We start from the raw sequence: 20580 nt of genomic DNA, 5'->3' as shown, positions 1-20580 counted from the left end.
AGGTCGGCGATGGTGGACCGCATGGAGATCAAGCCCGACCCGGTCTGCCTGGCCGACTTCGCCGCCCTGGCCCGGACGGTACTGCCGCCGCGCGTCTGGGACTACCTGGACGGTGGCAGCGGTGCCGAGGTGACCCTCGGCGGAAACCGCAGCGCTCTGGACCGGGTCGGCGTGGTGCCGAGGGTGCTGACCGGGGTGAGCACCCCGAGCCTGCGGACCCGGTTGCTCGGCCGGGAGTACGCGATGCCGGTGGCCGTGGCGCCGATGGCGTACCAACGGCTGGTGCACCCCGACGGCGAACCGGCGCTGGCCGCCGCGGCCCGCGTCGCCGACGTGCCGTACCTGGCCAGCATCCTCGGCAGCACGCCGATCGAGCAGGTCACCGCCACCGGCGCCGAGGTCTGGTTCCAGCTGTACTGGCTGCGCGACCGGTCCCTGGTCGCCGACCTGCTGGCGCGGGTCCGCGCCGCCGGCTGCCGGGCGCTCGTGGTCACGGTGGACGTGCCGGTGCTCGGCCGACGGCTGCGGGACCTGCGCAACTCCTTCCGGCTGCCGCCGGAACTGGTTCCGGCCAACCTGCCGGGTGGTCGCGACGACCTGGCCCACGGCGGCACGCCGGGGGTCACCCCGGTGGCCGCGCACCGTGACGCGGCGTTCGCTCCGGCGCTCACCTGGTCGGACCTGCGGTGGCTGGGGGAGCGGTGCGACCTGCCGCTGGTCGTCAAGGGCATCCTCGACCCGGCCGACGCGGTGCGGGCCGTCGACGCGGGAGCACGGGCGATCGTGGTGTCCAACCACGGCGGCCGACAGCTCGACGGAGCCCCGGCCAGCGCCACCATGCTGCCCGAGGTGGTGGCGGCCGTCGGTGACCGCTGCGAGGTGTTGCTGGACAGCGGCATCCGCAGCGGTGTCGACGTGTTGCGCGCCCTGGCGCTCGGTGCCGCCGGTGTGCTGGTCGGGCGGCCGATGCTCTGGGCCCTGGCGGTCGGCGGGCAACCGGCGGCCAGCTCCGCGCTGGCCCTGCTCGCCGCCGAGGTACGCGACGCCCTGGCCCTGGCCGGCTGCGCCGACCCGGCGAGCGCCCGGCGGCTGCGCACGGTCCCGGTGGGCTGACCGGAACCGGTGCGGCGACTTATCGCGTTCACCGGTTCGCAACCTGTGACGGCTGCCCTGCCGCCGTCCTGACAGGACGGTCATAATGGGCGGCATGGTTGCCTGGGAGTACGCCCTGCTGGTCCGCCGCTACCAGGGGCAGGGTCGCAATTTTCATGTCTCGTTCGTCTGGTACGGCCCCGACGGATCCCGCAAGGACATCACGGCGTACGGCGACACCGCCATCGCGCATCTCAACCGCGCCGGCCGCGACGGTTGGGAACTCGTCTCCGCCGCCGAGGACGTGAACAACGTGCAGGGCAGCACCGAGGTGCACCGCTACCACCTGAAACGTCCACTCGCCTGAGGGGCGTCCACTGTCGAGCCGTGGCGGTTCGACTACTCCTGAGTTGACCGCAGTCGCGTCGGGCCGGGCCGTCCCGGCCCGACGCGATCGTCGTCAGCCCAGCTCGACGTCCGGGTAGAGCGGGAAACCGGTGAGCAGCTCGCTGGCCTGTCGGCCGATCTTGTCGGCGAGGGCCGGGTCGAGCACGTACTTCGCCTTGGAGGCGGTGCCGTCCGGGCCGACCCCGGCGCTGGTCTGACTGAGCACGGCGTGGATCAGCTCGGCGGTGGTGTCCATCTCCGCCGTGCCGAGCCCCCGGGTGGTCAGCGCGGGGGTGCCGATCCGGATGCCGGAGGTGTACCAGGCACCGTTGGGGTCCTGCGGCACCGCGTTGCGGTTGGTGACGATGCCGGAGTCCAGCAGGGCCTGCTCGGCCTGCCGCCCGGTCAACCCGTAGCCGGTCACGTCGATCAGCACCAGGTGGTTGTCGGTGCCGCCGGTGACCAGCTTGGCTCCGCGCCGCAGCAGACCCTCGGCCAGCGCCTGGGCGTTGTCGACGATCTGCCTGGCGTAGCCGGCGAAGTCGGGCCGGCGGGCCTCGGCCAGCGCCACCGCCTTGGCCGCCATCACGTGCGGCAGCGGGCCGCCGAGCACCATCGGGCAACCCCGGTCCACCTGGTCGGCCAGCTCCGGGCCGCACAGCACCAGGCCGCCGCGCGGACCGCGCAGCGACTTGTGGGTGGTGCTGGTGACGATGTGCGCGTGCGGCACCGGGTCGAAGTCGCCGGTGAAGACCTTGCCGGCGACCAGGCCCGCGAAGTGCGCCATGTCCACCATGAAGGTGGCGCCGACCGAGTCGGCGATCTCCCGCATGACCCGGAAATTGATCTTGCGTGGGTACGCCGAGTAGCCGGCGACCAGCACCAGCGGCCGAAACTCGCGAGCCGCCTCGGCGACCCGGTCGTAGTCGACCAGACCGGTGTCCGGGTCGGTGCCGTAGCTGCGCTGGTCGAACATCTTGCCGGAGATGTTCGGCCGGAAACCGTGGGTCAGGTGCCCGCCGGCGTCCAGGGACATGCCGAGCATCCGCTGGTCGCCCAGCTCGCGCCGCAGCGCGAACCAGTCCGCCTCGGTGAGGTCGTTGACGTGCCGGGCCTGCGCCTTCTTCAGCGCCGGTGACTCGACGCGGTCGGCCAGGATCGCCCAGAACGCCACCAGGTTGGCGTCGATGCCCGAGTGTGGCTGCACGTACGCGTGCGCCGCGCCGAACAACTCCCGGGCGTGCTCGGCGGCGAGCGCCTCGACGGTGTCCACGTTCTGGCAGCCGGCGTAGAAGCGTCGACCGACGGTGCCCTCGGCGTACTTGTCGCTGAACCAGTTGCCCATGGCCAGCAACGTCGCCGGGGAGGCGTAGTTCTCGCTGGCGATCAGCTTGAGCGACTCGCGCTGGTCGGCCAGTTCCGCCCCGATCGCGTCGGCGACCCGCGGCTCGACACCACGGATCACCTCGAGAGCGCTGCGGAAGGCGGTGGATTCGGCGTTGCGCGGCATGCGACCTCCAGGTGACGTGCGGAAGGCCCAGGCGCTCGGCATGCGTCCTCGTGACGGGGCCGCTCCCCGATGGTTCTCCATCTCCAATGCGCCAGTCACGGCCCGAGGGGATCCTACCGGGTACGCCGGCAGGGCGGGCCGCGGCGGGCGACCGTGCGGCGCGTGGTGGACCCGCCGGGATCGCCGCCGCAACCGGCCGGGGGCCGGGCGGGCGCACTAGGATCGTCGCATGGCGGCAACGGGCGACGGTGGCAGTCTCCTGGCCATCAGCGACCTGCACGTCGGCCATCCGGAGAACCGGACGATCGTCGAGGGGCTGCGTCCCCGGACGCCACAGGACTGGCTGCTGGTCGCCGGTGACGTGGGCGACACCGTCGCCGAGGTGGAGTGGGCACTGCGGCTGCTGGCCGACCGGTTCGCCCGGGTGGTCTGGTCGCCGGGCAACCACGAGCTGTGGACGCCGCCCGCCGACCCGGTGACGTTGCGGGGCGCGGCGCGCTACGCCCACCTGGTGGAGCTGTGTCGTGGACTCGGCGTGGTCACCCCGGAGGACCCGTACCCGGTGTGGGCGGGGCCCGGCGGCCCGGTGACGGTGGCCCCGCTGCTGCTGCTGTACGACCACAGCTGGCGGCCGGACGGCTTCGACACGCCCGAGGCGGCGCTGGCCGAGGCGTACCGGACCGGAATCGTCTGCACCGACGAGGTGCTGCTGCACCCCGACCCGTACGAGAGCCGGTCAGCGTGGTGCGCGGCCCGGGTGGCCGAGACCGCCCGCCGGCTCGCCGAGCGCGATCCGGCGCTGCCGACCGTGCTGATGAACCACTGGCCGCTGGTCCGGGAAGTGACCCGGGTCCTGCGATACCCGATCTTCGCCCAGTGGTGCGGCACCGAGGCCACCGCCGACTGGCACGTACGCTTCGACGCCACCGCGGTCGTCTACGGCCATCTGCACATTCCACGGACCAGTTGGCACGACGGCGTGCGGTTCGAGGAGGTGTCGGTGGGCTACCCCCGGGAGTGGCGGTCCCGTGGCGTACCCCCGGGCCGGTTGCGGCGGATCCTGCCGCAACCGGAGGGGGTACCGCCCACGGCGTGGTGACCGGGTACGCCGCCGATCATCGGGCGGACCGTCAGGCCCGCATCGCGTCCAGCGACTTCTTCAGCGCCTTGGGCGCCGTCGGGCTCCGGGGCGCCTCCGGACGCCGGTCGATCATCCGCTGCCCCATCTCCTGCAACTCCTTACGCCCCATCGACTCGCGCACCTTCGGGAACCACTCCTGCTCCTCCTCCTCGACGTGGTGCAGGACGTTCTCGATGAGGACCGTCGTCTTGGCGTTGAAGTGCTCGTCGTCGGGCTGCATCGAGGACAGCTCGAAGCAGAGCACGTCGGCGACGTGGTGCTCCTCGTACGACTCCAGGATGTGGTCCTCCAGCTCCGGCAGCCGCTTGCGGACCTCCGGGTACATGATCTCGTTCTCCAGGTAGGTGTGCACGGTGAGCGCCTCGAGGATCTGCTTCACCAACCTGCCGCGCTTGCTGGCCGGCGCGTCCTCGCTGGCCTGGAACTCCTTGAACAGGCGGCGCATCTCCTGGTGGTCCTCTTTGAGCAGCACGATGGCATCGGTGGACATGTGGCGACCTCCTCGGATCACTTCGAGGTCTGCACTCCTACCCTGGCGCAACCCCCGGAAACGGCACCTCGGGCGAAGGCGTGTCGCCCCCGACCGGGGGTATGCGGCCGGGACCTGACGAGTTGGAGGTGTGTCGTGGCCACGATGGTGCAGCGGCCGGCCAGTCCGGTGCAGGACAAGAACTACGACCTGATCCACGCGTTGCAGATGTCACTGGAGAACATCTGGCACCTGGAGTCCTACATCGCCGACGCGGACGCTCGCGGTGACGAGGAACTCGCCACCTGGTTCCGCAAGATCCAGGAGAACAACCGCAAGGCGGGTGAACAGGGCAAGCAGCTGCTTGCCGCCCGCCTGCAACGCGAGAACGGCTGATCCGGCGGCGGTGGCGGGGCGCCGCTCCGCCCCGCCCACCGATCGGGCCGGACGCGGGCGCGGACCGAGGGTGACCGCCGGAAACCGTCGCGGCGCGACTCCCGGCGGTGGCCCGCCGGCCGGGTGCTCCGTCGTACCCTCTCAGGTGTGGCCACGGCGGCGCAGGAGATCCAGGTGGGGCGGCGGACGGTCCGCGTCAGCAGCCCGGACAAGCCGTACTTTCCCGAGCGGGGGCTGACCAAGCTCGACGTGGTGCGCTACTTCCTCGCCGTCGGCGACGGCATCCTGCGCGCGCTGCGGGACCGGCCGACCATGCTCGAACGGTGGCCGCGCGGCGTGTTCGAGGGCGCGACCATCGCCACCCGGCAGGACAACCGGGGTGACGCGTTCTACCAGAAGCGGGTGCCGGCCGGCGCGCCGGACTGGGTGGGCACCGCCCACATCACCTTTCCCAGCGGACGCACCGCCGACGAGGTCGCTCCGGGGGAGCTGGCCGTGGTGATCTGGGCGGTCAACCTGGGCACGCTGCGCTTCCATCCGTGGCCGGTGACCAGGGCGGACGTGGAGCGGCCGGATCAGCTGCGGATCGATCTCGACCCCATGCCCGGGGTCGGGTTCGACCAGGTGGTGCCGGTGGCCCACGAGGCGCGTGCCTTCCTCGACGAGTTGGGGCTGACCGGCTATCCGAAGACCACCGGCGGGCGGGGGCTGCACGTCTACGTCCCGATCGAGCCGCGGTGGAGCTTCGGCGACTGCCGCCGGGCGGTGCTGGCCCTCGGTCGGGAGATGCGGCGGCGCCGGCCGGACCTGGTCACCACCACCTGGTGGCGCGAGCAGCGGGACCGGCCGGTCTTCGTCGACTACAACCAGATGGCCCGGGACCACACCATGACCTCGGCGTACTCGATCCGGCCGACCCCGGCCGCGCTGGTCTCCGCACCGCTGGACTGGTCGGAGCTGGACGACGCCCGACCGGAGGACTTCGACGTGACCACCATGCCGGGCCGGTTCGCCGACCGGGGTGATCCGCACGCGGGCCTGGACGCGCGCCGCTACTCCCTGACGCCCCTGCTTGAGTTGGCCGACCGGGACGGCCTGGACGCGCCGCCCGAACGCTGACCGGTCATCCCCAGGGGCTGCGTACCCCGTCGTACTCCTCGAAGACGAGCCAGCTGCGGGTGGCGAGCACTCCGGAGATGCGCTGCACCCGGTCCAGCACCACGTCCCGAAGCGTGGCGTTGTCCGGCGCCCGGACCAGGGCGAGCACGTCGTGCTCGCCGCTGAGCAGTGCCACGTGTTCGACGTAGCGCACCCGGGCCAGCTCCGCCGACACCTCCCGCCAGGTGTTCTGCCTGATCGTCAACGCGATGTACGCCGAGGTGCCCAGGCCGGCCGGCTCCGGGGCGACCCGGGCGGCGAACCCGGTGATCACCCCGTCGCGCAGCAGCCGCTGCACCCGCGCGTAGGCGTTGGTGCGCGAGACGTGCACCCGTTCGGCGAGCGTCCGGATGGAGAGCCGACCGTCCCGGGTCAGCTCGTCGAGGATGCGCCGGTCGACCTCGTCGAGGGCGACGGCCGAACGTCCCGTTCCGCCCCGCCGGTCCGCCTCGTCGGCGGTCTCCTGGCTCATCGATCCCTCCTCTGGGTGCCATCCATCCCGCGTTCACCGGTCATCTTGAGTCAATCATCCGACAGCAGGAGCATAGGGCCACCACTCGTCCAGGAGGTTCCGCCGTGACCACCACCCCCCAGGCGGCCCGCAGGGCATCCCCGCGCAAGCGGCGGCCGGCGACCCCGACCGCGCCCGACCCCGCCGCCGGCCTGCTACCCGAGACCGAACCGGTCCGGCTGCTCGACCCGGACGGCACCCTGCTGCCGGCGCGCGCGGACTACCCCGAACCGCCCGTCGAGGCGCTGCGCGAGATGTACCGCCGGATGGTCGTCGGCCGGCGTTTCGACACCCAGGCCACCGCGCTGACCAAGCAGGGTCGGCTGGCCGTCTACCCGTCGTCCCGGGGCCAGGAGGCCTGCCAGGTCGGCGGCGTCCTGGCGCTGCGCGACGACGACTGGGTCTTCCCCACCTACCGGGAGTCGATGGCGCTGACCGCCCGCGGCATCGACCCGGTCGAGGTGTTGACGCTGCTGCGCGGCGACTGGCACTGCGGGTACGACCCGGCCGCGCGGCGCACCGCACCGCAGTGCACCCCGCTGGCCACCCAGTGCGTGCACGCCGCCGGTCTGGCCTACGGGGAGTCGTACCAGGGGCGCGACACGGTGGCGCTGGTCTACATCGGCGACGGTGCCACCAGCGAGGGTGACTTCCACGAGGGGGTCAACTTCGCCGCCGTGTTCAAGGCCCCCGTCGTGTACTTCGTGCAGAACAACAGGTACGCGATCAGCGTCCCGCTGTCCCGGCAGACCGCCGCCCCGTCGCTGGCCTACAAGGGTGTCGGCTACGGCGTCCCCAGCGAGCAGGTCGACGGCAACGACCCGGTGGCCGTGCTCGCCGTGCTCACCCGGGCGGTCGCGCACGCGCGCGCCGGCAAGGGGCCGTTCCTGGTCGAGGCGCACACCTACCGGATGGAGCCGCACACCAACGCCGACGACGCCTCGCGCTACCGCGACACCGACGAGGTCGAGGCGTGGCGCGACCGCGATCCGCTGGCCCGGTTGGAAACCTACCTGCGCGGCCGGGACGTGCTCGACGACGCGGCGGTCGCCGAGATCGCCGAGCAGGCCGAGACGTACGCGGCCGAGCTGCGGGAACGGATGAACACCCAGCCCACGGTCGACCCGCTCAGCCTCTTCGACCACGTCTACGCCGAACCCACCCCGCAGCTCGTGGAGCAGCGGGAGCAGGTGCGCGCCGAACTGGCCGCGGCGACGGAGGAGGACGCCTGATGGCCACCATGACCATGGCGAAGGCGCTCAACGCCGCGCTCGCCGACGCGATGCTCGACGACGAGCGGGTGCTGGTCTTCGGCGAGGACGTCGGCCAGCTCGGCGGCGTCTTCCGGATCACCGACGGCCTGCAGGCCCGCTTCGGCGACAAGCGCTGCTTCGACACCCCCCTGGCCGAGGCCGGCATCGTCGGGTTCGCCGTCGGGCTGGCCATGTCCGGGCTGCGGCCGGTGGTCGAGATGCAGTTCGACGCGTTCGCGTACCCGGCGTTCGAGCAGATCGCCTCGCACGTGGCGAAGCTACGCAACCGCACCCGCGGCGCGTTGAGCGTGCCGATGGTGATCCGGGTGCCCTACGCCGGTGGGATCGGCGGCGTGGAACACCACTGCGACTCCTCGGAGGCGTACTACGCGCACACCCCGGGTCTGAAGGTGGTCACCCCGGCGACCGTCGACGACGCGTACTCGCTGCTGCGGGAGGCGATCGACGACCCCGACCCGGTGGTGTTCATGGAGCCGAAGAAGCTCTACTTCGCCGGCGCCGAGACCGCGCTGCCGACCCGGACCGAGCCGTTCGGCCGGGCGGTCGTGCGCCGGGCCGGTCGCGACGCCACGCTTGTCGCGTACGGCCCGGCGGTGCCGGTCGCGCTGGAGGCCGCCGAGGCCGCCCGGGACGAGGGATGGGACCTGGAGGTGGTCGACGTACGCACCATCGTGCCGTTCGACGACGCCACCATCGCCGCCTCGGTACGCCGTACCGGGCGGTGCGTGGTGGTGCAGGAGGCGCAGGGCTTCGCCGGAGTCGGCGCGGAGATCGCCGCCCGGGTGCAGGAGCGCTGCTTCCACGCGCTGCACGCCCCGGTGCTGCGGGTATCCGGGCTGGACATCCCGTATCCGGCGCCGATGCTGGAGCACACCCACCTGCCCTCGGTCGACCGGGTGCTGGACGCGGTGGCCCGCCTGCAGTGGGACGACCAGCCCGACCGGCGCTGGCTGACCGAGGGCAGCGCGGCATGACCGAGAAGGTTTTCCTGCTGCCCGACCTCGGTGAGGGTCTCGCCGAGGCGGAGATCGTGCAGTGGCGGGTCGCGGTCGGTGACACGGTCACCGTGGACCAGACCGTGGTCGAGGTGGAGACCGCCAAGGCGGTCGTCGACGTGCCCTGCCCGTACGCCGGCCGGGTCGTCGCCCTGCACGGCGCCGAGGGTGAGGTACGCCCGGTGGGCCAACCTCTGATCACCGTCGCCGAGCCGGTGAGCGGTCGCGCCGACGACGGCGAGCCGTCCGGGCACGCGGTCTACCGCGAGGAGGAGCGGGCCGGCTCCGGCAACGTGTTGATCGGGTACGGCACCGGCCACGGCGGTTCCCGCCGGCGTAGGCGGCCACGGCTCGCGGCCGGCGTGCGTGACGCTTCGACCGCCCCGTCCGCTCCGACGGCACGGCCGTCCGGTCCCGGCCTGCCACCGGCGGCGGACGGTCGGCAGCCGGACCCGTCCGGTGCGGCCCCGCCCCTGGTCATCTCGCCGATCGTGCGGCGGTTGGCCCGGAGCGTGGGGTGGACCTGGCGTCGGTACGCGGCAGCGGCCCCGGCGGTGTCATCCGGCGGGCCGACGTGGAGGCGGCGGCCGGTGCGGTCGCCGCGGCGACGACCGGCGTGGGTGCCCCACCCACCGCGGTGTCGGAGCTGCCGGCGACGTCGGCGGAACACCACCCGGCGCCGGCCGGCGTGGCCCTGCCCGGTGCCCAGGACCTGGTCATCCCGTTGACCGGCATCCGGCGCGCCATCGCGGACAAGCTGTCGCGCAGCCGGCGGGAGATCCCCGAGGTGACCATCTGGGTCGACGCCGACGCGACCGCCCTGCTCCAGACCCGGGCCGCGATCAACGCCGCCCGCCCGGACCAGCCGGTGAGCATCCTGGCCCTGCTCGCCCGGATCTGTCTGTCCGGGCTGCGTCGCTACCCCCAGCTCAACGCACGGGTGGACACCGAGGGGCAGCGCATCGTCCAGTCCGCCGGGGTGCACCTGGGCATCGCCGCCCAGACCGACCGGGGCCTGGTGGTGCCGGTGCTGCGGGACGCCGAACGGCTCACCACCACCGAACTGGCCGCCGAACTCGCCGCCACCACCGCGGCGGCGCGGGCGGGCGACCTGCCGCCGGCCCGGCTCACCGGAGGAACCTTCACGCTCAACAACTACGGGGTGTTCGGCGTCGACGGCTCGACCCCGATCATCAACCACCCGGAGGCGGCGCTGCTCGGCGTCGGCCGCATCGTGGACAAGCCGTGGGTGGTGGACGGGCAGCTCGCGGTCCGGAAGGTGACGCAGCTGAGTCTCACCTTCGACCACCGGGTCTGCGACGGTGGCGTGGCCGGCGGGTTCCTGCGGCACGTGGCGGACTGTGTCGAGCAGCCCGGGCTGCTGATCGCGGCGGTCTGACGGCTCAGGTCGATCGAGGGGCCCCGTCTCCGCCGGAACGGGCCCCTCGATCGACCGCCGTCCCGCCGCGGACGCGATCCCGCCGGATCAGCGGTACGGCGGCGGACATCGCGCCACAGTCGGCCGAGTATCGCCCGTAACGTCGTCGTTGGCATTTTTCGTTCGCCCGGTGCGATTACGGAAAAAGCCTCTCCGGGCAATTTTTCCTGCTCTTGGTGGAAACCACGGAAACGTCGGTGCCGAGCTGGCAAGAATGTGCGGAGGAAGCGGCGATAACGGGGGGACGCATCATGATGTTGAGGCGGCGACTGACGCTGTTGGCGGTGAGTGTCGCAGCGGCACCGCTGGCGCTTGGCGCGTGCACCGGCGACCGCAGGACCGGGCAGCCCGCCGAGGCGCGAGCGAACCCGGAACTGTCCGTGACGCCGGCCGAGGGAACCCGCGACGTGCCGGTCACCGGGGAGATCGGCACCGTGGTCAAGCACGGGCGGGTCACCGCCGTGCGGATCACCGACGACAAGGGCGCGGCGGTCGCGGCGGAGCCCCGGGAGGACGGTAGCGGCTGGGTGCCGAGCCGGACACTGGAGCCGAAGCGGACGTACACCGCGGAGGTCACCGCGACCGGCGACTCCGGAAAGACCGTCACCCGCCGGACGACGTTCACGACGCAGCCCAAATCATCCAAACCAGCCATCGTCAGCACTTTGTATTTCGCCGGTGATCGGACGTACGGAACCGCTATGCCGGTAACCGTCGCGTTCGACCCGCCAATTCCCAAAGAGGCGCGGGCGGATGTGCAGCGCCGTTTGTTCGTGAAAACCGATCCGCCCCAGCCGGGCACCTGGTCCTGGGTGTCCGACGGAAGCCAGGTCTACTACCGGGCGCCCGATTTCTGGCGACCGGGTACGACGATCAAGGTTCGCTCGGCGCTGGAGGGCCTGCCGATCGGCAAGGACAGCGTCGGCGACGCCGACCGGCGAGCCAGCTCGAAGATCGGTCGGCAGGTCGAGTTGGAGATCGACAACGCGACCAAGCAGATGTCGGTCATCCGGGACGGCAAGCTGCTGCGCAAGCTGCCGGTCAGCCTCGGCAAGCCGAGCACACCGACCTCCAGCGGCAAAATGGTGATCATGGAGAAGCACGACTTCACCACGTTCGACACCCGGGGCTCGGCGGATCCGTACGTGGTCGACGTGGAGGACGCGCAGCGGCTCACCTGGGGTGGCGAGTTCATCCACGGCGCACCCTGGTCGGAGGGGGATCAGGGCTACACGAACGTCTCGCACGGCTGCACCAACCTGTCGGCGGCCAACGCGGACTGGCTGATGGGTGTCACACAGGTCGGTGACCTGGTCACCGTTAAGGGCACCGAGGTCGAACTCAACGAGGGCAACGGCTGGACGGCATGGAACGTCAGCTGGGAGGAGTTCGCCAAGGGCAGCGCGCTGCCGGTGCCCGCCGGCCTGCGGCCCACACCCACCCAGGCTCCGGACCCGGGGGCGGTCGCCGGAGGATCACCCGAACCGCAGCCGTCGGCGAGCGGCGGCTGACCCAGGCGTACGCCGGGCCGCCCGCCGTGGGTCGGCCCGGCGTCTTTTCGCGGCCCCGGCAGGGCTGCTCACCCGGGCCGGGGTTAGTCCCTAGGGTGGACCTCGCCGGCCTGCGGGTCATGCCCTGGGCTTACCCGGAACCGCCGCTCAGCAGGGTGGAAGTGTCGGTGGTGGGGGATAGGTTCGTCGTATGCGAGAGCGCGAGGAGCGGTTCCACGTCGAGACGAACGTGTCCGACGACGCGGTGTGCGTTCGCGTGGTCGGTGTGATCGACATCGCCACGGTCGCGGCGTTCCGCGCCGCGCTCTGGGCGGCGCCCGCCCGCACCGAGCTGCGGGTGGATCTCTCCGAGGTCCGGCTGCTCTCCGCGGCCGGGGTCCGCACCCTTGTCGCGGCCCGGCTCTGGGTGCGGTCGCAGGGCGGCAACCTGGTGCTGGTCGACCCGCCACCAATGGTGGAGCGGGCGCTGCGGCGGGACTGGCAGCTGTACTCGCTGGCGATCCTGCCGCTGCTGTTCTTCCTGATCTTCAGGTACCTGCCGATGCTGGGCAACATCATCGCCTTCCGTCGCTTCCAGCCCGGCGGCAACATCTTCGGCGAGTACTGGGTCGGGCTGCGCTACTTCAAGATGTTCCTGAACGATCCGACGTTCTGGAACGTCTTCACCAACACCCTGGTGCTGGGTGCGCTGACCCTGCTGTTCTGCTTCCCGCTGCCCATCGTGCTGGCGCTGCTGCTCAACGAGGTACGGGCCCGCAAGCTCAAGCGGTTCGTGCAGTCGGTGTCGTACCTGCCGCACTTCCTGTCCATCGTGATCGTGGCGGCCATCGTCATGCAGCTGCTGTCCATGGACGGCACGGTCAACCAACTCGTCCGCGCCGGTGGCGGTGACGCCATTCCGTTCCTGCAGCGGCCGGAGTGGTTCCGCACCATCTACGTCTCCTCGGAGGTCTGGCAGACCGTCGGCTGGGGCACGATCCTCTACCTGGCGGCGCTCACCACCATCGACGACGACCTCTACGAGGCGGCCCGCATCGACGGCGCCAACCGGTGGCGGCAGACCTGGCACGTCACGCTGCCGGGCATCCGGCCGACCATGGTGACGCTGCTGATCCTCAACATCGGCGCCTTCATGGCGGTCGGCTTCGAGAAGATCCTGCTGCTGTACAACCCGTTGACCTATCCGACCGCGGACGTGATCTCGACGTATCTGTTCCGGATGGGCTTCCAGTCCAGCAACTTCAGCTACGCCGCCGCGATCGGGCTGTTCGAGGCGGTGATCGGGTTGATCCTGGTCGTCTCGGCGAACCTGATCGCCCGCCGCACGGTGGGGACGAGCCTGTGGTGACCGTCGACACCGCCGAGCGGTCATCCGAGTCCGCGCCCCGTCCCCGTCGCCGCGGCATCCAGGAGACCCGGGGCTACCGGGTGTTCCGGGTGGTCAACGGGATCGTCCTGACCCTCGTGGTGGTGGTGACGCTCTACCCGTTCGTCAACATCGTGGCCCGGTCGTTGAGCGACGAGGCGTACATCATCGCCGGCAAGGTGAACCTCGTGCCGCGCGGGTTCACCCTGGAGACGTACCAGCTGCTGATGTCCGACCCGCTGTTCTGGACGAACTACCGCAACACCGTGTTCTACACGGTGACTGCCACGGTCATCTCGATCGTGATGACCACCTGCTACGCGTACGTGCTGTCGAAGAAGCAGCTCAAGGGACGCGGGGCGCTCGTCGGCATCGCGGTCTTCACCATGTTCTTCACCGGCGGCCTCATCCCCAACTACGTCCTGGTCACCAGCCTGTGCCTGAAGAACAGCGTCTGGGCCATCGCACTGCCCAACGCGATAAACGTGTTCAACCTGCTGGTGATGAAGGCGTTCTTCGAGAGCCTGCCGACGGAGTTGGAGGAGGCCGCCGCCGTCGACGGGCTCAACACGTACGGCATCCTGCTGCGGATCGTACTGCCGTTGTCGAAGGCCATCGTCGCCACGATGGTGCTCTTCTACGCGGTGGCCTTCTGGAACTCCTGGTTCGCGGCCTTCCTTTACATGGACCGGCAGGAGCTGTGGCCGGTTACCGTCTACCTGCGCAACCTGATCGCCGGTGCCACCGGCGCGGAGAACGTCGGGGCGATCACCGAGGCGAACGAGGTACAGGCCGAGGCGACGCTGAAGGCCGTGACCATCGTGCTCACCACTCTGCCGATCCTCCTGGTCTATCCCTTCGTCCAGCGGTACTTCGTCCGGGGCATCATGCTCGGCGCGGTCAAGGGCTGACCAGTAGCGAACACCCCTCCCACCACCAAGTTGAAAGGATCCCGCCATGTTCCGCAGATCGTGGCGTCACGCGGCGGCGACTGCCGCCGTGCTGCTGGCCCTCGGCAGCGTCACCGCCTGTGGCGACGACTCGTCCGACAGCGAGGACCTGTCGGAGAACCGGGCCGGCGCGATGGAGAACTACGCCGTCGGTACCCAGTTCAAGGCCACCGAGCCGCTCTCCTTCTCCGTCCTCTACAACAACCACCCGAACTACCCGCTGAAGGAGGACTGGCTGTTCTGGACGGAGTTGCAGTCCCGGACGAACGTCAGCCTCGAGAAGGTCGCGGTGCCGCTGAGCGACTACAACCAGAAGCGCAGCCTGCTCATCGGTGCCGGCGACGCCCCGTTGCTGATCCCGAAGACCTATCCGCCGGACGTGCACGCCTACGTCTCCTCGGGGGCGATCCTGCCGGTCAGCGACTACCTCGATCTGATGCCGAACTTCAAGGACAAGATCGAGAAGTGGAACCTGAAGGCTGAGATGGACACGCTGCGCCAGCAGGACGGCAAGTTCTACCTGCTGCCCGGCCTGCACGAGAAGCCCTGGCACGAGTACTCCCTGGCGGTCCGCACCGACATCCTCGAAGAGCTGAACCTCCAGGTCCCGAAGACCTGGGACGAGGTCTACACCATGCTCAAGGCGATGAAGGCGGCGTACCCGGACGTCTACCCGTTCTCGGACCGGTTCAGCCAGCCCAACCCGGCCGGCAACCTGCTCAACATGCTGGCCGTGTCGTACGGTCTGCAGGGCGCGGGCTGGAACTTCCAGCACGTCACCTGGAACGACCAGGCGCAGCAGTTCGAGTACACCGGCGCCACCGAGCAGTACAAGCAGATGTTGCAGTACCTCAACAAGCTGGTGTCGGAGAAGCTGCTCGACCCGGAGAGCTTCACCCAGACCGACGACCTGGCCCGGCAGAAGCTCGCCAACAGCAAGTCCTTCGTGATCAGCAGCAACGCCCAGACGTTGGTCAACGACTACCGGCCGGACCTGGCGGCGACCAACCCGAAGGCGAAGATCACCAAGATCCCGCTGCCCATCGGCCCGGCCGGCGAGATCAACCCGGCCAGCCGGCTGGAGAACGGCATGATGATCTCCTCGAAGGCCCGTGACAGCAAGAACTTCGTGGCGATGATGCAGTTCGTCGACTGGCTCTGGTACTCCGACGAGGGGCAGGAGTTCGCCAAGTGGGGCGTCGAGGGCACCACCTTCGTCAAGGACGCCACCGGCAAGAAGACCCTCGCTCCGGACGTCGACATGATCGGGCTCAACCCCGGCGCGCCCAAGCACCTCCAGAAGGACTTCGGCTTCGGCAACGGCGTGTTCGCCTACGGCGGCAAGCCCGAGCTGGTGCAGGCGTTCTTCTCGCCCGAGGAGCAGGAGTTCCAGCAGGTGATGAACGCCCGAGCGCCGAAGTCGCCGCCGCCGCCGTACCCGCTGAACGACGAGGAACGCGAGCAGGTGTCGCTCTGGGAGACCCCGCTGAAGGACCACGTCTACCAGGCCACGCTCCAGTTCGTGCTCGGGCAGCGTGACTTCGCCGAGTGGGACGCCTACGTGGCGGAGTTGAAGAGCAAGAACATGGACGCCTACCTCGAACTGGTCAACGAGGCGCACAAGCGCTACCAGGAGAAGAACTAGCAGACCTGTCCGGTCCGGTCGTGTCGGCGCGACCGGACCGGGCACCCTCCACCCCGAGCACAGGGACGACGATGCGGATCACCGTTGCGGAGCGACCCGTCGGCCGGCTGAGCGACGCGTGGCGCCTGGCCGTCGGCACCGGCCGGCTCGACCTGGCCCTGCGCCGCGACTACCAGGACTCGTTGGCGCTGGTCCAACGCGAGATCGGCTTCCGGTACATCCGCGGGCACGGCCTGCTCAGCGACGGCCTCGGGGTGCACCGACCGTACGAGTACCGGGACCGACGCCAGGTTCGGCACGCCTTCGGCTACCTCGACCAGATCGTCGACGCCTACCTCGAACTGGGCGTCAGGCCGTTCGTGGAACTGGGCTTCATGCCCTCCGGGCTGGCCAGCGGCGAGCAGACGGTCTTCTGGTGGCGCGGCAACGTCACCCCGCCCCGGTCGCACACCGAATGGGCCGACCTGGTCCGGGCAACCATCGGTCATCTCGTGGACCGGTACGGCCTGGACGAGGTGCGCGGTTGGCCGATCGAGGTGTGGAACGAGCCCGACCTCAAGGAGTTCTGGCAGGACGCCGACGCCGACGCCTACCACCGGCTCTACGAGGTGACCGCGTACGCGGTGAAGGACGTCGACGCCGACCTCCAGGTCGGTGGCCCGGCGCTCTCCCCCGGCGCCGACGACGGATGGCTGCCCCGGTTCGCCGAGTTCGTCACCGACCGTTCGGTGCCGATCGACTTCGTCAGTCGGCACGCCTACAGCTCCGGCCCGGCCCAGCACGTGCCGTTCGGCGTACACCAGACCCTCGCTCCGGCGCAGCGGCTGCTGGAGCAGTTCGCCAGCCCGCGCCGGCTGCTCGCCGGCACCGCGCTGGCCCACCTGCCGGTGCACATCACCGAGTTCAACAGCTCGTACCGGCCGGACAACCCCATCCACGACACCGCCTTCCACGCCGCCTACCTCGCCCCGGTGCTGGCCGGCGGCGGTGACCTGGTCGACTCCTTCGCGTACTGGACCTTCAGCGACGTGTTCGAGGAGGTGGGTATCCCGACCACACTGTTCCACGGCGGCTTCGGCCTGCTCACCCACCGGCAGATCCGCAAGCCCACATACCACCTGTACGCCTTCATGAACCGGCTGGGCACACAGATCCTGGCCCGTGGCGCGGACCATCTGGTCACCCGGGACGACACCGGCCGCATCGCGGTGCTGGCCTGGGCACCGGTCGACGTCAACGGCGGTGAACCGGTGGACGGCCACGCCGTACGCCTGTCGCTGCCGGTCACCGACCCCGCCGCCCGCACCGCGTTCCTGCTGCGCTCCTCGGTCAGCGAGGAGTCCGGCAACGCCTGGCGGGCCTGGTGCGAACTGGGCCGACCCCCCTCCCCCACCGCCCGTCAACTGGACGTCCTGCGGCAGGCCGCCGAGCCGGCCCGACGGCACGGCTCGCTGCCGGTGCTGGCCGGCCGCGTCGAGCTGGACCTGCACCTGGCCCGGCACGAGGTGACCCTGGCCGAGGTGAGCCCGGTGACCGACGAGACTCCGCCCTGGTGGGACGAGCGGCGACTGCTGGGCGGTGAGGCGTCATGAGCACCGCCACCCGTCGTGAGTTCGGTGCCGGCCCGCTGTCCCGAGGGGCAGCGCTGATCTACACCCTGCTGGTGGTGGAGGTGCTGCTGCTGGTCTGCGCGGCGCCCGGCCTGGTGGCGTTGTTCGCGCTGGAGCGGCACGTGAGCAACCTGCCGCTGGTCGCGCTCTGTGCGGTACCGCTCGGCCCGGCCATCGCCGCCGCGCTGTATGCCCTGCACCGGCAGCGTCTCGACCTGACCGAGCTGCACCCGGGGCGGCTGTTCTGGCGCGGCTACCGGGCCAACCTGACCGGCTCGCTGCTGGTCTGGGTGCCGACGCTGGTGTGGCTGACCGTCATCGCGGTCAACCTGGTCAACCTGCCGGCGGCGGGGGTGCCCGGCTGGTGGGCGGTGCCGCTGGTGCTGGTCGGTGCCGGGGTGTCGGTGGTCGGGGTCAACGCCCTGATGATCACGTCGCTGTTCACGTTCCGGCTGCGTGACGTGTTCCGGCTGGCCGGGTACTTCGTGCTGCGTACCCCGGTGGTCGCCGTCGGCACCGTGTTGCTGCTGGTGGCGGCGACCGCGCTCACCATCGTCGCCTCGGAGGCGGCGCTCGCCGCCCTCGGCTCAGTGCTGGCGCTCGCGCTGGTCCGTGGTGGCGCACCGATGACCGACATCATCGCCGAGGAGTTCGTCGAGTGAGTCTGCCCGTCACGCCCAGGTACCGCCGCTCCTCCGGCATGGCTGATTCCCAGTCGATGTGAGTGTGCGATCCATCGTGGACACGCGCTCACTCCGTCTCGGCGGTGAGGGTACGGAGGTTTCCGCGTACCTTTTCAAGCAGTTCGACGAGCGCGGCTCGTTGGTCGGCGGCCATGCCGGCCGTTGCGGTCTCGGCGAGCGTGCGCCAGGCCGCCTCGATGTTCGGGATGACGGCGCGGCCCTTGGAGGTCAACCGGATCCGGGTGGCACGCCGATCGCCCGGTACGGGTTCCCTGATGAACCAACCACCCTGATCGAGGCGACTGAGGCTGCGGGTCACCGTGGGTTGTTCCACGCCGAGGCGGGCGGCGATCTCGGAGATGGTCATTCCGTCGGGTTCCTGGCCAAGGATCCACAGCAGGACGTCCTGCCCCGGGTGCAGGGCGAGCGCGCTGAGCGCGTCGGCCTGTGCGCTGCGGTACAGCTTGGCCACCTTGACCAGGGCTTTGTTGGTGGCCAGGACATCCGTCAGTTCCACCCGGGCAGTGTACGAGTTGACGGGCCGCCACCACCTGTTCCATAGTCGGCTAACCTATAGCCGACTATGGAGATGATGATGGAAACCGGTTTGTCGAACAGAGTCGCCCTCGTCACCGGGGCCTCCGGGGCCATCGGCCGCGCCATCGCCCTGCACCTGGCGGCCGAGGGCGCCGCCGTCGCCGTGTCCTGGCACACCAACCACGACGGGGCCCTCGACGTGGTCGACGCCGTCACGCGAGCCGGCGGTCGGGCCTGCGCCGTCCACCTGGACCACGGCAGTCCCACCAGCATGCCGCGGGTCGTCGAGGACATCGCCGGACGTCTCGGGCCGGTCACCGTTCTGGTTGCCAACGCCGTGCGGTGGCCCTCCTTCGACGCCGACGAGATCGGTGGCCTCATCACGTCGCTGTCCGCCAACACCGTGGGTTCGGTGGCACTGATCGATGCGGCTCTGCCAGCCATGCGCACCGCCGGCTGGGGACGCATCGTCGTCGTGTCGACCGACATCGTCGCGCAACCCATGGCCGGGCCACTCGCCTACGCCACGGCGAAGGGCGCGCTCGAGACCGCCGCGCGGGTGCTCGCCGTCCGGGAGGCCCGCCACGGCATCCTGACGAACACCGTACGCCCCGGCTTCACCCTCACCGACAAGGCGCTGACCGCCCCGTTCCTGGGACCGGACGCGGTCGCGGCCGAATCGGCCAAGACTCCCACCGGTCGCATCTGCACTCCCGAGGACGTCGCTACCGCCGTCACCTACCTGGCCTCGGCGGCGAACGGTCACGTCAACGGGCAGACGTTGTCGCTGGCCGGTGGTCGCGAACTCGTTCGCGGGTGACCCCGGCACGGGCAGCCGGTATCCGAAGGTGCCGTTGCTGGTGCGAGTGCGCCACGCCCGCACGATCCTTCACGAGCAGCGGGTGGGTGGATAATCACGGCGATGCAGTTGTACGAGCGGTCGGCCGCACTCGGGCTCCTGGACACGCTGCTGCGTGGCGCGGCCGACGGCGGTCGGGTAGGGCTGATCGCGGGCGAGGCCGGGATCGGCAAGTCGTCGGTGGTCAAGGCGTTCGCCGCGGCCTGCGGCGGCCGGGCCGTCGTGCTCTGGGGGGCCTGCGACCCGCTGGTCACCCCGCGCGCGCTGGGGCCGCTGCACGACATCGCCCGGCAGACCGGCGGTGCGCTGGCCGAGGCGCTCGCCGCCGGTGCCGGGCAGTCCGAGCTGTTCTCAGCGCTTGTCGCCGAGCTGTCCGGGCCACGTCAGCGGCCACCCAGAGTCATGGTGGTCGAGGACGCGCACTGGGCCGATGAGGCGACGCTGGACCTGCTGGTGTTCCTGGGCCGGCGGATCGAGCGACTGCCGGCGTTGCTGCTGGTGACCTACCGCGACGACGAGGTGGGGACGGACCACGCGTTACGGGCCGCGCTCGCATCGGTGCCCAGATCGGCGGTCAAACCCGTCCCGTTGACACCGCTCTCCGCGGCCTGCGTCGCCGGGCTGGCTGCCGACCACGGTCGGCCGGGTGCCGAGGTCTTCCAGCTCACGGGCGGCAACCCGCTGCTGGTCACCGAACTGCTGGCCGCGGACCGCGCCGTCCCGGCCACCGTCGGCGACCTGACCCGGGCACGGCTGCGTCGGTTGTCGCCCGCCGCCCGCGAGGTGGCGCATCTGGTGTCAGTGATCCCGACGAGCGCCGAGGCCGCCGTACTGGCCGGCGCGGAGGACGCTGTCGACGAATGTGTCGCGGGCGGCGTCCTGGTGGCTCGGGGCGACATGATGGCCTACCGGCACGAGTTGCTGCGCCGGGCGGTCGAGGAGTCGCTCACCCCGCCGCGGAGGGCGGCTCTACACCGACTCGCGCTGACCCGGCTCGCCCTGATCGAGGGAACCGACCCGGCCCGACTGGTACACCACGCCCGGCTCG

19 protein-coding genes, 1 pseudogene and 1 riboswitch are annotated in these 20580 nt (G+C 70.7%); of the genes and pseudogenes, 16 read left to right on the top strand and 4 right to left on the bottom strand.

Annotated features, from left to right (window positions below; all coding sequences use genetic code 11):
- Positions 1-21: 21 nt before the first annotated feature.
- Together ENC19_RS28565 and ENC19_RS28560 are read left to right on the top strand one after the other, a co-directional pair.
- A complete protein-coding gene (locus tag ENC19_RS28565) occupies positions 22-1113 on the top strand; it encodes an alpha-hydroxy acid oxidase (protein ID WP_408058121.1) in 1092 nt (363 codons plus the stop codon).
- 85 nt (positions 1114-1198) lie between these two features.
- A complete protein-coding gene (locus tag ENC19_RS28560) occupies positions 1199-1459 on the top strand; it encodes a hypothetical protein (RefSeq protein ID WP_164450148.1) in 261 nt (86 codons plus the stop codon).
- Positions 1460-1552: 93 nt separating this feature from the next.
- Here the strand turns inward: ENC19_RS28560 and ENC19_RS28555 are convergent, their stop codons facing one another.
- The gene (locus tag ENC19_RS28555) at positions 1553-2989 is read right to left on the bottom strand and encodes a glycine hydroxymethyltransferase (protein WP_164450147.1); all 1437 of its coding nucleotides are present in this window, start codon (positions 2987-2989) and stop codon (positions 1553-1555) included.
- An 18-nt stretch (positions 2990-3007) separates the two neighbouring features.
- Positions 3008-3098: riboswitch (ZMP/ZTP riboswitch) on the bottom strand.
- Positions 3099-3218: 120 nt separating this feature from the next.
- Between ENC19_RS28555 and ENC19_RS28550 the strand changes: the two genes are divergently transcribed.
- Positions 3219-4088 (top strand): metallophosphoesterase family protein, encoded by an 870-nt coding sequence (locus tag ENC19_RS28550; protein WP_164450146.1) that lies wholly within the window; start codon positions 3219-3221, stop codon positions 4086-4088.
- 31 nt (positions 4089-4119) lie between these two features.
- On the opposite strand, the gene ENC19_RS28545 is transcribed toward ENC19_RS28550, so the two are convergent.
- Positions 4120-4620 (bottom strand): hemerythrin domain-containing protein, encoded by a 501-nt coding sequence (locus ENC19_RS28545; RefSeq protein ID WP_164450145.1) that lies wholly within the window; start codon positions 4618-4620, stop codon positions 4120-4122.
- A gap of 144 nt (positions 4621-4764) precedes the next feature.
- Here ENC19_RS28545 and ENC19_RS28540 point away from each other — a divergent pair, with 144 nt between their 5' ends.
- Together ENC19_RS28540 and ENC19_RS28535 are read left to right on the top strand one after the other, a co-directional pair.
- Positions 4765-4995 (top strand): hypothetical protein, encoded by a 231-nt coding sequence (locus ENC19_RS28540; protein ID WP_164450176.1) that lies wholly within the window; start codon positions 4765-4767, stop codon positions 4993-4995.
- A 147-nt stretch (positions 4996-5142) separates the two neighbouring features.
- A complete protein-coding gene (locus ENC19_RS28535) occupies positions 5143-6114 on the top strand; it encodes a DNA polymerase domain-containing protein (RefSeq protein WP_164450144.1) in 972 nt (323 codons plus the stop codon).
- Positions 6115-6118: 4 nt separating this feature from the next.
- Here ENC19_RS28535 and ENC19_RS28530 read toward each other — a convergent pair whose 3' ends face one another.
- Positions 6119-6625: an Lrp/AsnC family transcriptional regulator gene (locus ENC19_RS28530; RefSeq protein ID WP_164450143.1), complete on the bottom strand. Its 507-nt coding sequence runs from the start codon at positions 6623-6625 to the stop codon at positions 6119-6121.
- 104 nt (positions 6626-6729) lie between these two features.
- Here ENC19_RS28530 and pdhA point away from each other — a divergent pair, with 104 nt between their 5' ends.
- The 9 genes and pseudogenes from pdhA (at position 6730) to ENC19_RS28485 (ending at position 18115) form a co-directional block, all read left to right on the top strand.
- Positions 6730-7896 (top strand): pyruvate dehydrogenase (acetyl-transferring) E1 component subunit alpha, encoded by a 1167-nt coding sequence (gene pdhA / locus ENC19_RS28525; protein WP_164450142.1) that lies wholly within the window; start codon positions 6730-6732, stop codon positions 7894-7896.
- Positions 7896-8912 carry an alpha-ketoacid dehydrogenase subunit beta gene (locus ENC19_RS28520; protein ID WP_164450141.1) on the top strand — a complete coding sequence of 339 codons (1017 nt, stop codon included), beginning with the start codon at positions 7896-7898 and terminating at the stop codon, positions 8910-8912. Before pdhA ends, ENC19_RS28520 begins: the two co-directional genes overlap by 1 nt.
- Positions 8909-10332 (top strand): annotated as a pseudogene (locus ENC19_RS28515) (dihydrolipoamide acetyltransferase family protein). The gene ENC19_RS28520 and the pseudogene ENC19_RS28515 overlap by 4 nt, the downstream one beginning before the upstream one ends.
- A gap of 290 nt (positions 10333-10622) precedes the next feature.
- Positions 10623-11882: a L,D-transpeptidase gene (locus tag ENC19_RS28510; RefSeq protein ID WP_164450140.1), complete on the top strand. Its 1260-nt coding sequence runs from the start codon at positions 10623-10625 to the stop codon at positions 11880-11882.
- Positions 11883-12072: 190 nt separating this feature from the next.
- Positions 12073-13230, top strand: coding sequence for an ABC transporter permease subunit (locus ENC19_RS28505; RefSeq protein WP_164450139.1), 1158 nt, complete (start codon positions 12073-12075; stop codon positions 13228-13230).
- Entirely contained in the window at positions 13227-14159 is a 933-nt protein-coding gene (locus ENC19_RS30790; RefSeq protein ID WP_309246095.1) for a carbohydrate ABC transporter permease, read from the top strand. Before ENC19_RS28505 ends, ENC19_RS30790 begins: the two co-directional genes overlap by 4 nt.
- A 46-nt stretch (positions 14160-14205) precedes the next feature.
- Positions 14206-15843, top strand: coding sequence for an ABC transporter substrate-binding protein (locus ENC19_RS28495; protein ID WP_164450137.1), 1638 nt, complete (start codon positions 14206-14208; stop codon positions 15841-15843).
- A 71-nt stretch (positions 15844-15914) separates the two neighbouring features.
- Positions 15915-17435 carry a GH39 family glycosyl hydrolase gene (locus ENC19_RS28490; protein ID WP_164450136.1) on the top strand — a complete coding sequence of 507 codons (1521 nt, stop codon included), beginning with the start codon at positions 15915-15917 and terminating at the stop codon, positions 17433-17435.
- Complete coding sequence (locus ENC19_RS28485; RefSeq protein WP_164450135.1) at positions 17432-18115, top strand: DUF624 domain-containing protein; 684 nt, start codon at positions 17432-17434, stop codon at positions 18113-18115. Before ENC19_RS28490 ends, ENC19_RS28485 begins: the two co-directional genes overlap by 4 nt.
- Before the next feature lie 88 nt (positions 18116-18203).
- On the opposite strand, the gene ENC19_RS28480 is transcribed toward ENC19_RS28485, so the two are convergent.
- On the bottom strand, positions 18204-18653 hold the full coding sequence (locus ENC19_RS28480) for a MarR family winged helix-turn-helix transcriptional regulator (protein ID WP_164450134.1): 450 nt from the start codon (positions 18651-18653) through the stop codon (positions 18204-18206).
- A 78-nt stretch (positions 18654-18731) separates the two neighbouring features.
- Here ENC19_RS28480 and ENC19_RS28475 point away from each other — a divergent pair, with 78 nt between their 5' ends.
- Both ENC19_RS28475 and ENC19_RS28470 read left to right on the top strand, forming a co-directional pair.
- Complete coding sequence (locus ENC19_RS28475; RefSeq protein WP_164450133.1) at positions 18732-19493, top strand: SDR family NAD(P)-dependent oxidoreductase; 762 nt, start codon at positions 18732-18734, stop codon at positions 19491-19493.
- A gap of 102 nt (positions 19494-19595) precedes the next feature.
- The coding region (locus tag ENC19_RS28470; RefSeq protein ID WP_164450132.1) for an AAA family ATPase at positions 19596-20580 on the top strand (985 nt) is incomplete at its 3' end.

The sequence above is a fragment of the Verrucosispora sioxanthis genome, assembly GCF_010560025.1.
In the GTDB taxonomy this organism is placed as follows: domain Bacteria; phylum Actinomycetota; class Actinomycetes; order Mycobacteriales; family Micromonosporaceae; genus Micromonospora; species Micromonospora palythoicola.
The sequence above is the reverse complement of the archived record's forward strand: the minus strand, read 5'-3'. Positions and strand labels throughout refer to the sequence as shown.